Source organism: Ruegeria profundi (assembly GCF_049800715.1).
GTDB classification, from domain to species: Bacteria; Pseudomonadota; Alphaproteobacteria; order Rhodobacterales; family Rhodobacteraceae; genus Ruegeria; species Ruegeria profundi_A.
In genome coordinates this window covers 164391-177807 of record NZ_JBNAFO010000008.1, presented here as the reverse complement: position 1 = coordinate 177807, position 13417 = coordinate 164391, and the positions used below count along the sequence as shown (strand labels likewise).

Sequence of the window (13417 nt, the reverse complement as noted above, 5' to 3'; positions counted from 1 at the left end):
AGAGGTCATGACAGGCGCAGGGGTACACGCTTTTTGCCTGTGACCTTGTTCAAAATTTTTCGTTTTAATGAAATCGGTTCGAGGAATTCGATATCCCGGTCAAACAGTCGTCCGGTGAGCATGGGATCGTGCCACAGGGCGAGCCTGACACCCCATTTGGCCGCGTCTGCCGGTTCGATCCCGTCGGGAATGCCCATGCGCGTTTTAAGTGCTCCGGGAATCCAGTCGTTGATGACGATATCGGGGAAGCGATCCGAAAGATCGGCCACGAGCGACTTGGTCAAAGTCTGCGCTGCCCCTTTGGTCACAGAATAAGCCGCCGCTGTTGGGGCAGGTGCGATATGTGCAAAGGTGCTGAGGTTGACGATACGCCCGTATCCGCGCTCGACCATTCCAGGCAGGACTGCATGGCAGCAGTAGAATACACCGCCGAGATTAATGTTCACCGATTGCATGAAGCTTTCAGGTGTCTCGTCCAGAAGGTCCCGGCGGGGATAGACGGCGGCGTTGTTGATCAGGATAGTGGGAACCCCCGCAGCGGCCTCAATGTCCTTGAACGCATGCGCAACGGCTTCTGGGTCCGCGACATCTGCGGTGACCGGCATGAACGCGTCGCCCAATTCGGCCGCAAGATCGGACAAGGGGTCAGGGTTGCGCCCGATCCCAGCAACGCGGACGTCTTCGGCAACAAGCCTTCGGCTCAGCTCGCGGCCCAGCCCCGCACCTGCGCCAGTGACAACGGCAATTCCTTCGCGAATACGGTCGCTTGTATCTGTCATGTAGCCTCCGTTTTGTGTTTCGCCTGCTCGGCCCGGTCCGCGATGATGTCCGCCACCCGCAAGGCATTCGCGGCGATTGTCAGGCTAGGATTCACTCCCATGGATGTCGGCATGAACGACCCATCCGCTACATACAGGTTTTGCAGGTCATGGGCTTTGCAATCGGGGTCTAGCACCGATGTTGCCGGATCATTTCCAAAGCGCAACGTGCCAAGCGGATGACCAACATTGACGATGGGCTTGATGGACAGAAACATCATCCGCCACCAGCCAACCGCCCGACGGATGGCACGGCGTAAACCGACCTGTCGCGTAAACACATCCCGCGCGACCTTGTATTCGAAAGTGAAAACCTCGGGGTCTTTGGCGTTCAGTATCACGCGATTTTCGCGAACCGGAAAGTCCTCCATCTGGGCAACAAAGACATCCGCATTTCCGAACAGTTTTTCCGCCAGCAAGGCGGGGAAGTTCAAAAGACGGCGCAATTTCTTGTATTTGGCAAAGCGGGAGCGTTCATATTGCATCAGCAAAAACCGCAGGATAGTGCCGTAATTTGCTTCATAGCCCATAGATTGAACAAGACCGTTACGCTCGCCATTCACGACATAAAAATCTCGGGTGGACACAGCCCGGCTGTTGCCGATGGGTTTTGCGCCGCGCCGGGGCCAGACGGCAAAGAAGTTATCGATGTGAAACATCAGGCCGCGTCCGACCCAATCACTTGAATTGGCGCATCCCGCCGCATCGCGTCCGGTCGAGCGTAACAAAAGGGTGGGCGAGCCAAAGGAACCGGCGGCCAGAACATAAGTGCGAGCCCTCAGCATATAGCTTTCACCTTCATGACGAACGCGTACGCTGGTGATCTGGCCGGGTTGATCTTCACAAAACTCCTCGACATCGCATTCCGTGATCAAGGCCGCGTGGCCGCTGGCAAGAGCGGGTTCGACTCCGGCCGAACGGCCGTCCATCTTGCAGGCGCGCGGGCATTTACCCGCAAGACAATTGGTGCACCCCTCAAGGGCCTTCCGGGCAATGTGCGAATAATAGGGGTGCATCCCACGACTACAAAAATCTTCGATCATCGCCTGTTCTTCGGGGGTGAATTCGGGTGCTGGATGCAGTTTGACAGATGGGACAGACGACAAGGGATCAACGCCACCGCGCACATAAAGGATGTCTTCAGCCTGATCGAAATAAGGTAGAAAGGACTGGAACCCGACAGGCCATCCTCCGGTGGGGTGGTCCAAGCCGGGCATTGCGTCCAGATCATGCGGTTCCGGTCGCTCGAGCGCCGCAGCGTAAAAGACAGAAGATCCACCAACTCCACTGCCTAGCGGAGCGAAATAGTGTGAGACTTTAGAACCGTCATGCGCCTCCACCGGTTTGGGCCAGTAACCGCGCAACCGCCGGGCCAGTGGATCGCCACCATCAGAATAGGATTGGCGTTCATTGCGATAGCCGGCCACGCCTTTTTCCAGAAACAGAACCGACAGGCCGCGCTCGGTCAGGCGACGCCCTGCCAGCCCGCCGCCCATGCCAGCGCCGATGATGATTACATCCCAAGCTTGCGAAAGGGCTTGTTTTGGTTTCATCGGCCCCGGCTCCATTCGCCACTGTTCCGACGGCGCACCGCAAGGCTGACTGCAACATAGACCCCGAAGCCGACCGGGTCAGTCAGGGCGAGACGCGCAAGATAACCCGCTGTCAACCGGTCCTTGCCCTCACGGTCCAAAATGCCGGGATAAAGCCGAGCAAGTTCGGACACACCCGCATCCTGTCGCCTTCGCACACGCACCAGCGCGGTGAATCCTTCAACTAGGGGCCAGTAATAAGGCGCCTCCGCTGGCAAGCGTTCTTTCGGTGTGAACTGCAATCGCACAAAGGTGTCGTCGGAGATTATCTGAGGAAACTGGTCCCAACGCTTGCGGCCCGCAGCGTTGACGGCAAACAGACCGGCCCCTGGCACGCCGTTTGTCATGAACGGAAGGCGGGTCCAAATACGCCCATAGGCGCGGGTAATCCAGCTTTTGGCTCGTGTCACGGTCAGCGCTCCGCTGGCATAGGCGGGATCGGGACGATTGAGCACTTTCGCCAATTCGTCCAGAAGCTGCGGAGACATGACGACATCAGCATCAAGATAGACCTTGATGTCCCCGGTCGCGACTTCATCTGCTCTATTCAGCGCCCCCGGCTTTCCACCGATTTCCGAGTCCAGTACAGTTAGATGCCAGCCCCGGTCAGCGAAACGTTGGCTATAGCTGATGGCGATTTCGGTCGTTGCGTCGGTGCAGGCGTTTGCCGATACGATCACTTCAGCTGCCTGTTCAGTCACTTGTGCCAAAACGGCCTCAAGACAGTTACTGATGTAGGCCTCCTCGTTATTGGCAGGAATAATGACCGAGATATCGTACATAGTTTAGCTTGCCAGACTTTCGGCCCAGGGCATCGGGGCCACTGGATCGAAGCGGGTTTTCATTGTGACCGACCCGGCGTGCTCTCCCGCGTTTTGTAGGGCCAGAGTAACCTCATTCATATGCAGCGATAGATCGGAGGAAAGCCGGCAGGGGCGATTTTCGAGGATGGCATCAAACAGTTCAACAACACCCAGGGCGAAATTCATCGTTGCGGCTCCCTTGCGACCCAATTTGGCATGAGTTGGGCCCTTGAGCTTGAGCCGCCGCGCCACCGGCGCATTTACTAGCCGCCGACGCAAATTGAACCGTTTCCTTAAGCGGACAGGGGCGGAGTTGTTCCAGCATTCGTCCATCTCGATCACGCCCTTGTCGCCTATGATCCTGAGTTCGTGGTTGTGCACGGCCAAGATCGAGCATGTCAGTCGCGCGACCACTCCACTCTCGAAAAACAACGTTCCCACGGAAAAGTCCGGTGCCGCATTTGTCGTGACATCCGAAACATCAGCCAACCCGGCCGAGGCCGCCACAACGGTTCTGACAGGCCCGAACATCGGTAGCAGCCAGGCAAGGTAGTAACCGGCATGTTCCAACGTGCATCCGGTCTCAAACTCGTCCTTCGCGGGCCAGGGAGCTCCACTTTCAGACATCCACTTCCCGTAGGGAGCCTGCGAAATGAAATCGTCATCCATCTCAGCATAAATCAACCGGACGGGTCCAAGCAAATCAGCGCGCAGCCCGGCCCAGATTGTTTGCGGAGCTTCCCCCAAAAAACTGCAGGGTGCCGATGCCAGGCGCAGATTTAGGCTTTCTGCCAATTCGGTCAGTGCATGCGCCTGCTCCATTTGCATCGCCAATGGTTTTTCAGAATAGACGTGAAAACCGGCCTTCAGCGCTGCGGAGGAAACCTCGTAATGCGAGGACGGGTTGGTCAGGTTCAGCAACACATCACCCTGTTCGCCCTGCTCCATCAAAGCAGACAGGCTGTCGATTGCCGGCAAAGACCAATGTTCACAAAACGCGGCCAGACGACTGGGGTCACGGTCATAACATCCTGCAATTTCGATTTCAGGGTAGAGCCTGAGTGAGCGCAGATACAAATCCGCGACGTAACCAGTACCAACAATGAACAAACTGGGCATAAACAGGAATAACTCTTAGTCGACGGACAAGAACTCACAAACGATTAACCCAGTAATATTGGCAGAAATAGGGTTGCACCACTGTAAATTAGGTAACAGATCGCAATTGGGTCCAAGATGGTTCGTTATCTCCATGTTCCTCAGCGCGGAATCAGGGATTTCAGCGATCTAGAGAGGTAAATTCAATTGTCGCGCAATGCGAAACTTTTGGTCGGAGACTGGGTCATTGATCCAAATCATGTATTTGTCAGCGTCGGATGGATATGTCACATTGCGGAATAGGGGGGCATCCCCTCATATTTCTGGTAGAAGACTTCGATCCCTACCTTGCTCTGTAACAGCAGCGGCTGGCCGGTAATTAGAGTTTCGTTATTGTTAAAATAGGAAAAGAAGATGGCGATCTATCAAATTGATCCCGAACGTTTGAGTATCAGCACTGAAAGTGCCCGCGCGGCTGCTGCGCCCTTTGCAGAAGAATATCAGAGCGGTCAGCCCTACAATCACATTTGCATCGACAATTTTCTGCCTGAAGAGGTTTTGCGCAAAGTTCAGAAGGATTTGATGTCGCTTGAGGAAAACGAAGACAGTGACACATTTCAGCGCGCGCAGGAGAACCTGAAAACCCAGTACAATCCCGAACGTTTACCGACCTATTCGCGTGAGTTGTTTCATGCCTTCAACTCGCGCCCCTTCATCCAGTTTCTCGAGGGAATGACCGGGATCAAGGGTCTGATCCCAGATCCCTATTACATAGGCGCAGGTATCCACCGCGTTAGCAACGGGGGCCATCTGGATATTCACGCAGATTTCAATCTGCACAAGCAAATGTCGGTTGAACGTCGGCTGAACGTGTTGATCTATCTCAACGATGACTGGCGCGAAGAATGGGGTGGTTCCTTCGAGATCTGGAGCAATGATATGAGCACGAAGATCAAAAGCTTCGTGCCCACGTTCAACCGCATGTGCTGCTTTTCAACCGGGTCCAACACATTTCACGGCAATCCTGAGAAAGTGAACCATCCCAAAGGTGAACCCCGCCAGTCGATCGCACTTTATTATTACACGGCGACCTGGGACCCTAGCCGCAAGGCACACTCGACGATCTTCAAACCTCGCCCGGGAACCGAGGATCAGTTCGACCGTCAATCGCGCCGGCAGGAAATATTGGAAAACTGGTTGCCGCCAGTTGTGTACCGCCGGGTCTATCCGCGTCTTGCGCGACTAGGCTTCTGAACAGCGATATGCGCGCCTCGTGTCACCGGACGGATGCGCATCAGTTCAAAAGGTCAGGCTCATGCAAGGCAACCTCCAGGTAGAGTCAACAGAACAGCCGCAAGTCGTCTCAGCCACGGTGCCGGACTGGTCGCGTGAAGAGGTTCGACAGTTCTGGGACCCAGGCTATAAACTGTTGCGCGCGATACGGCGGTATCAGGCCGCCAAAGCGCGTGGCGGGATTCTTGGCTCGCTTTTTAGCAAATATTGGACTGTGGTTCACAGGTTCTGGTCGGTGATCACACAGTCCGAAATCCACCTGAACACCCATATCGAAGGTGGGCTGCGCTTGCCGCACCCGACCGGTATTATTATCCACCCAACTGCCCGCATTGGGCCAAACTGTATGATTTTTCATCAAGTTACGCTTGTTTCAACCGTTGAGCTTGGCGGACATGTGGATCTGGGGGCAGGCGCGAAAATCATCGGTCCACTTAAAATCGGCGATGATGTAACGGTGGGGGCGAACAGTGTTGTGACCCGGGATGTCGCGTCAGGTTCAACAGTTGCTGGTGTTCCGGCAAAGGTGCTGAATCGTTAACTCTGCGAAGTTCGTGGATGTCTTTTCCTGCGATGAAACTCAGGATATTCGGCTGTGCTGTTTTTTTGCTCACCACGGGGCTTGCGCACATGTTTAGGGTGTTGACCGGTGGCCAATTCTGGGCGGGTCTCCGTGGGTTGGGTATTTTTTTCCTGAACGGTTTCGGTAATTTTTGCCATTAAAAGTCCGGCCATAAGCCAGGTGAGGTTGTTGTTAGTGGCGTTGGGGATCAGTTCTAGCAAGTTGATGCTCAGCATGATTGCGACGCCATGCGTCACAAACTCATCCGCTGAACCAGTGCACTCCTTTCGTTGCGCCCATAACCTAAGCAGGGGAAAGGTCAATAGCCCGAAAATACAGATGTAACCGAACCACCCTAGAACACCGATGATGAGGATCCAGTAGCCATCAGGAACTGTCAGAATTCGCCCGGTTTCGGGGTCATAGTTCCGGTTCCGGTTCCAATAACCCCAGCCTGTCAGAGGTTTTTCCAAGGCGCGTTCTAGCAGTTGTTCTTCGTTCTCAAACCTGAAGCCCAAGGATTGCGCCCGCTCGGCTTGGATCATGCTCGCATAGCTGAGCAAACGTTCCACCGGTATTGCATCTGCGGCGCGCAGGACTGGGTATGTCAGCACGAATACCGCGCATACCATCATGACCCATCGCTGCACCTTGGGTCGCGCGAACAGGACGATCGGAGCAAATAGAACAGCGAACAAAACCGCTCCTACGGTTTTGCACAGTACTAGGATAAGAGACAGATAGGCCAGAATTGCGAACTTATTGCCACTATCCTTGCGGGATGATCCGCGCAAAAGAGCAGCCGTAGCCAGCATCGACATAAGTATCAGAAAGGCGACGCCCAAACCGTGACCAATAAACACAACGGGCCTGAACCCGCCAAACCTGACTTGTTGCGCGAAAAGCTGTGGGAAAAAGCCGTAGAACCAGTTGTTGAACTGTGGACTCATTCGGATTTCGACTAAAATCGGAATCGAATAGATCAGGCCCGTCATCATATAGAGTGCAAGGAACTCTCGTTTGTTATCCGGCGTCGATAATAAATTGAATCCCAAGACAAACGGGATCAGGGTTATCACGTGTTTAAGGGATTCTGAGATTGCATCTCGGACCGTCAATCCGGGGAAGTACAAGGTGCCCGCGAAGATTGGTTCCAGATTGCTCGCAAAAGTTACAAAGGGACTTAAGATGTAGCCAATCATTAAGACCGAAACGATAGGCGAGCCCGGAAAAAACCTAATTTTTTGGTTGAACATCGTCAGGCAAAGCAATAGCGCGAAAATGCTTGGAACGGTTTTTTTGTCCAGCGTTGGGACAAGTGGTAGGTCGAAATATGTCGCCGTTGGCAAAATCGTGTGAGCCGCCAAAATCGAGATACAAAACGCCCGCGCAGGCGGCAGCTTTTTAAACAGCACGACCATGACAATCGGCCAGAGAGCAAGCATCAAATAAGCGAACGTGTTAGGCATCGATCCGGCCGTGGGGTTTACAGGGTTCAGCCAGTCATATCATGGCGCCGATATCTTTGTCCTCACGATTACGAAGCGCAATCGAGCTTTTGTGGCGCGAATGTTGCGCAACAAATGGACTCAGGACAGACCCAGCCCTGAAGGGCGGTAGTTTTTCACGACATCCCAAACTGTTTCCTGCATCAGCAGCGCAGACTCGGGTCCCGGGTCCGCTGCGAAACTGCCATCCGACTTAGTCAACGTATGGCGTAGTCCCAGGGGAGAGGTCTGGTACAGTACCGCGTAGTGGGTCAGAGCTACGAGATAGGTGCCATAGTCATTCAAGTGGATTTCATCAGTGAACAGATCGCCTCTGCCTGCAATCGGTCCAACGCCACCACGGCGTTCTATCTCGCGGACAAAACGGGCCATGACCTGCCCAGCCGGGATGATGTAGACCGGGCTGGGAGTGTCTTCGAAAGACAGGGCACGACGCAGAATGCCTTGTTCCCAATAGCGATCCAGGTCCGTGTCGATCCGGTTTAGCCAGCCTTCCGGATCGTCCAGCTGATGCCAGGTCTCATACAAAAAGATCCGCATCTCAGGGTTTGCGCGCCGCCCAAGCTGAATCCACTTGTGCAGGTACTTTGCGCTTTCGAAATACTTGATGGCCGCGCGAATTTCGACCATCTCGGTCAGAACCAGCGTATTGTATCTGCCGGATGACAATGCCTCTTTTGCACCTTTGAACTCGTGCGGGATATTGTGAAGTTCGAAACCATTGATAGTCTCGTTCGGGTCCCAATGCGCCCTAAGCGGGGTTCCCCAGCCAATTTGACTGCTGTAATCGTGCGCGTCACCCGCCAGTTGTTTCAACATCTCGGGCATGTCCGGCCCGACCAGACTGTGCCCCAGATGGAACACTATTTGCGGTATTTCAGGTGCCGGTCCTGACTGATCATAAAAGCCTTTGAACGTTGCGTCGTCGATTGGCTGCGTGCCCCTCAGCCGCAGCAAACCAGCGATGGCCGCCACTGCCACCAGCACACTCCCGGGAACAAAGCGTTTCAGCACGATTCATCTCTGATGCTATGTGTCGCTATCACGGTCGCGACCCTATGCTTTTCTGCGCCATATAGCGATCTTAGTTGAGGGTCACGCCGAGCGTCTGCGCGCCCGCATCTCGCGCCGCCGCGCCATGGCGTCGCTGCGGGTACTGGCTTTTTCCGAGGCATGCGGTGCAGGTTCTGCTTCTAGTTTGGTTCCGCCAGTTTTCTTGTCCACTGTTTCGGCTAAAGCTGCGAGGGTTGGAAACCGGAATATGTCTGTGATGCTCAGGCCAGGGACATTTAATTCCTTGCGTATGTCGCGATGGGCTTGCACGGCCAGAAGTGAGTGACCGCCCAATTCAAAGAAATTGTCCCGCCCGCTGATCTCGGCAACTCCCAGAATACGGGACCAAATCGCCGCAATCTTTTGTGACGCCGACCCGCCTGTGCTGCCCGAGTCGCTGACGGTAGCCTCGGATTTGGCTGTGACCGGAGGCGCAACTCGGGGCTTCTGCACTGACGGGGCAGGCAGGGCTTTTCGATCAACCTTGCGGTTCGGTGTCAGCGGGAAGCTCTCAAGCGTCACGAAATGCGTGGGCACCATGTAGTCTGGCAGTTGCGCTGCCAGTGCCTTCCGTAATGCCTTTTCATCAACAGTTTGATCGACGGTCATGTAAGCTGCGAGTTGCACCAAATTGGGCGTGTCCTCGCGCGCTATGACAACCGACTGGCGCACGCCGGCTTGCGCGTCGATCAGGCTTTCGATCTCGCCCAGCTCGATCCGGTAGCCGCGCAGTTTGATCTGGTGATCTGCTCGGCCCAGGAAGTCGAGCTTACCATCAGTCTGCCAGCGTACCAAATCTCCGGTGCGATAGAGCCGTGCACCCGGCATATCTGAGAACGGGTCAGGCACGAACCGCTCGGCGGTCAGGTCATCGCGTTGCCAGTAACCGCGGGTAACGCCAGCGCCGCCGATGTACAGCTCTCCTGCCACGCCGATGGGAACGGGGTGTCTGTGTTCGTCCAGCACGTAGACTTGCGTATTGGCTATGGGCGTGCCGACATTGATCACGCCTTCGGCAGAAGCGGCGGTTTCGGTCGTTGACCAGATCGTTGTTTCCGTCGGCCCGTACATGTTTTCGATATGCGCTGGCGACAGCTTATTGATCTGCTTAACCAGCGAACCGGGCAGAGCCTCACCGCCGATCAACATGTGCTTGATCTTGGACAAGGCGAACCGCGCCTCGTCGCTCATCAGGATCATCTGCGCCATGCTGGGAGTACATTGCAGATGGCTGACGTTGTGACGAATGATCTGGGCGGCGATGGAATAGTCATCCTCGGCCAGTTTTGTATCCTGATTGGACAAGCGCAGAACCTCGGCCAGAGGCTTCAGACCCTCCATCACCTGATCGACCGAGATACCATAGTCGATCAGGCAGGCGATCTCATCAACGCCAATGCGTTTAAGTTCTTCGACCCGGTTCAGGCAATCCTCGACAGTGCCAAACAGGCCGGAATCCTCGAAATAGCGCAGGAAAGCGAAATCGAGGATGCCTTCGAGCTCCTCATCAGACAGGCTGCCCAAATCCAGTTGGAACGGATTCGAGACACCTTTGGGTTTCTTGAAGGCTGGGAAGGCCCAGGCATATTGCTTGATCAGACCGGCCGCCGAGCGCAGGTAATCCTTCATCGGCTCGCGCGCGACCTCGCGCACTTCTTCGCGGTCCTGCCCGACATAAGTGTGCAGCATCAGGGTGACTGTGTGATCATCGGGATCATGGCCCGCTTCGCGCAACGCAGCATGGTAGATACCAATCTTGTCGGCCACCTCTTGCACGCTCTGGCCCAGAAGGTGAGTCAGCACGTTGGCGCCGATGGCCCCAGCTTCGCGCCAGGTGTCCGGATTGCCCGCAGTGGTGACCCAGACGGGCAGTTTTTTGGAGACCGGGCGCGGCTGTGTAACCACGCCGTGCATATCCCCGGACTTGGTGGGGAACTCTACTGTCTCGCCAGCCCAGAGCTGACGCAGAATGCTGATCGCTTCGAGCATCGCGGGTTTGTTTTCCGGCGGCGTGTTCTCGGGCCGCAGGACAAAATCATCGGGCTGCCAGCCAGAGGCGATGGCAAGTCCCGCGCGCCCGTTGGTCAGGTTGTCGATCACCGCCCATTCTTCGGCAATGCGCGCGGTATGGTGCAGCGGCGCGACGCAGCTGCCCGCACGGACACCGATATTCTCGGTCACGGCGGCAACGGCTGCGCCCGTAACGGACGGGTTGGGGTAGGGGCCACCGAAGGCATGGAAATGACGCTCGGGCGTCCAGACGGCGCAGAAGCCGTTCTGATCTCCGAACTTCGCGCCTTCAAGCAGCAGTTTGTACTTGTCGCGTCCGACACCATCGTCGTTGCCCCAGTAGAACAGGCTGAACTCCATGCCCTTGCCGGTGATGGATTTCCCGGTACTCGCATCGCCTGCGACCAACGCGCGGTTTTCATCATCGCTGAGGACGATCTTGAAGCCGCGCGCCAGCGTCCAGAACAGCTCTAGCACCGAAATATCGAAGGACAGGCTGGTAACCGCTAGCCAGACCCCGGCCGGATCATGACTGATGCGATCGTCCATGCCGGTGAAAAAGTTCGACACGTTGCGATGTTCGACCATGACCCCCTTGGGGCGTCCGGTCGAGCCAGAGGTGTAAATCATGTAGGCGAGGTTCTCCGAACGCACGCCGCTGTCGATATTGTCCGTCGCAGCCGTTCCCAGCCGTGGGTCCGTGTCCAGCAGCAAGGCTTGCGCGCCGTGATCAGGTAGACTTGAGGCCAGAGCAGATTCCGTCAGCACCACCTTCGCGCCGCTATCCTCAAGATACAGCGCCGTCCGGTCCGCAGGATAGGCGGGGTCCATCGGCACATAAGCTCCGCCCGCCTTCAGGATCCCCAGCGCCCCGATCAGCAACAGCGGGGATCGTTTGACATGCAAACCCACCAGCGTATCGGGGCCCACACCCATCTCACGCAAAACATGCGCAACCTGATTGGCCAGAGCGTTCAACTCGGCGTAGGAGAAACTGAGGTTCTCGAAGACCAGCGCCTGGGTATCTGGCGTGCGCGCGACCTGTGCCTCGAAATGCTGATGCACGCAGCTGACCTCATCATAGGCGACGGAAGTCTTGTTCCAGTCCTGCAGGACTTGTGTGCGTTCCGTATCGGGGAGAATGGGAAGTTCAGCGATCGGTAGATCCGCGTTGGCTTGATCTGTCAGCGACACAAACAGGCTCTCGACCCGTGCAGCAAACAAGCGGAGTGAAGCTTCAGAGACATGTCCGCTGTCGGCAAAAAGCGTCGCCTCTCGACCAGAAGTGGCCAGCGTCAGGCTGGTGCCTGTAACAAGACCTTCCGAAACGTCATCAGACAAACCAATCACAGGCGTTTGCAGGGCCGCCGCACCTGGCAGACGCGCCGGCAGATCATAGGCGAACGGACCAATCGCCTGGGCCTGTGCAATGGTTTGTTCAAACTCCTTATGCGCCGCTGAGAATGTCTGATCCGCAGAAAAGCGGACCGGAACCCAGTCGTTGAGATACGGGGACGACACGTTGTTCAGGCGGAACGCCAGATCAAGGGTGAATGCGTCCCCAAGGCGCGCCATCAAGGCGGCAAACGCAGCCTTGGCCGTCGCATCAGCAAGCCCATCTGGCACGTGCAGTGTTTGTGACCGAGGCGCGCCAGATGGCATAGCTGAATTTAACAGCGGAATGTCACTCTCTTGCAGCGCTTCAAGACGTATGCGCCATTGTGGTTCCGATTTCAGCGTGTCAGCAATTGACTGACTGATCGCTGTCGCCTGTTCTGCAGTTAACGGGGGCAAAGCGCTGCCGCCGTTCAAAACGCCATCAGTCGCCACAGACGCACCAATACCATTTCGCAGATCGCTGATCTCAATAGCGCCGTCACTCGTTGCAACGGTCAAACTATCGGCGTTGCTCGACAGAATGGTGCCCGGCTCGGCATCGGATGGCTGATCACTCACCTTGGCCGCGCCGACCAGCCAAAGTTGGTCATCCCGCTGAATCTTGGGGCGGCACAAGGGGTTCCAATAGTCACCGTGATCCAAGGCGCGCACCAAAGCGGCCACTTCATGCGCCGGTTTTGTAAAATCCAGCCGAGCGGCTGCCTCGGGGCGGTCGTTCTTTGCAAAATAGCTGCGCTGCGACAGGTCTTGCGGGGTCGTGGGCTGATCCGTTTCAAGCGCCCCGATGACATCGCTAAAGCTATCGATGGCTGCGCCGTAGCATTTGGTGTTCAGGGTCAGGGCAGTTTCGTTGTCACTGATGTCAAATAGGTTTTGAGCAACGATTCCGCCTTCGTCCACACCGCCGGAGATCATGTGCCAGGTGATCCCGTGTTGTGTTTCCCCGTTGAGAATGGCCCATACCGGCGCGTTTAACCCTGCATAGCGCGGGAGGGGGCCATCGTGGAAATTGACGGCCCCTTTGTGCGCGTTGTCCAGCAGCGATTGTGGTAGCAATTCGAGATTTGCGATGCTGAGCAGCCAATCAAACGATACGCCTTCCAGCCGATCCGACATATCGGGACCGGGTGCAAATAGAGGTAGGTCGTGAGACTTGGCCCAGGCCTCCACATCCGGATTGCGTGTGGCCAGACCCTGAATTTCGTGCCCCGCCTCTAGCAGTAATTCCCCGCACTGAATGACAAGGGATTCATGGCCAACAAGAAAAGTGCTGAAAGGCATC

At 56.0% G+C, this 13417-nt stretch carries 9 protein-coding genes; 2 read left to right on the top strand and 7 right to left on the bottom strand.

Annotation, left to right across the window (positions count from 1 at the left end):
- Window positions 1–5 precede the first annotated feature (5 nt).
- From ACP15L_RS14355 to ACP15L_RS14340, 4 genes are read right to left on the bottom strand one after another with little or no spacing between them, the layout of a single operon-like run.
- Window positions 6–779: an SDR family oxidoreductase gene (locus ACP15L_RS14355; RefSeq protein WP_425084697.1), complete on the bottom strand. Its 774-nt coding sequence runs from the start codon at window positions 777–779 to the stop codon at window positions 6–8.
- Complete coding sequence (locus ACP15L_RS14350; protein ID WP_425084696.1) at window positions 776–2371, bottom strand: GMC oxidoreductase; 1596 nt, start codon at window positions 2369–2371, stop codon at window positions 776–778. The genes ACP15L_RS14355 and ACP15L_RS14350 overlap by 4 nt, the downstream gene beginning before the upstream one ends.
- Complete coding sequence (locus ACP15L_RS14345; RefSeq protein WP_425084695.1) at window positions 2368–3192, bottom strand: glycosyltransferase family 2 protein; 825 nt, start codon at window positions 3190–3192, stop codon at window positions 2368–2370. The genes ACP15L_RS14350 and ACP15L_RS14345 overlap by 4 nt, the downstream gene beginning before the upstream one ends.
- Window positions 3193–3195: 3 nt before the next feature.
- Window positions 3196–4332 (bottom strand): Gfo/Idh/MocA family protein, encoded by a 1137-nt coding sequence (locus ACP15L_RS14340; RefSeq protein ID WP_425084694.1) that lies wholly within the window; start codon window positions 4330–4332, stop codon window positions 3196–3198.
- Between the two features lie 393 nt (window positions 4333–4725).
- Here ACP15L_RS14340 and ACP15L_RS14335 point away from each other — a divergent pair, with 393 nt between their 5' ends.
- On the top strand, window positions 4726–5565 hold the full coding sequence (locus ACP15L_RS14335; protein ID WP_170380734.1) for a 2OG-Fe(II) oxygenase: 840 nt from the start codon (window positions 4726–4728) through the stop codon (window positions 5563–5565).
- A 19-nt stretch (window positions 5566–5584) separates the two neighbouring features.
- Window positions 5585–6145: a serine O-acetyltransferase gene (locus tag ACP15L_RS14330; protein ID WP_425084693.1), complete on the top strand. Its 561-nt coding sequence runs from the start codon at window positions 5585–5587 to the stop codon at window positions 6143–6145.
- Here the strand turns inward: ACP15L_RS14330 and ACP15L_RS14325 are convergent.
- The 3 genes from ACP15L_RS14325 to ACP15L_RS14315 all read right to left on the bottom strand — a co-directional run bounded on the left by ACP15L_RS14325 (window position 6142) and on the right by ACP15L_RS14315 (window position 13416).
- Window positions 6142–7635 (bottom strand): O-antigen ligase family protein, encoded by a 1494-nt coding sequence (locus tag ACP15L_RS14325; RefSeq protein WP_425084692.1) that lies wholly within the window; start codon window positions 7633–7635, stop codon window positions 6142–6144. The genes ACP15L_RS14330 and ACP15L_RS14325 overlap by 4 nt on opposite strands.
- Before the next feature lie 120 nt (window positions 7636–7755).
- The gene (locus tag ACP15L_RS14320) at window positions 7756–8688 is read right to left on the bottom strand and encodes a hypothetical protein (RefSeq protein WP_425084691.1); all 933 of its coding nucleotides are present in this window, start codon (window positions 8686–8688) and stop codon (window positions 7756–7758) included.
- An 81-nt stretch (window positions 8689–8769) separates the two neighbouring features.
- The gene (locus ACP15L_RS14315; protein ID WP_425084690.1) at window positions 8770–13416 is read right to left on the bottom strand and encodes a MupA/Atu3671 family FMN-dependent luciferase-like monooxygenase; all 4647 of its coding nucleotides are present in this window, start codon (window positions 13414–13416) and stop codon (window positions 8770–8772) included.
- Between the last annotated feature and the right edge of the window lies 1 nt (window position 13417).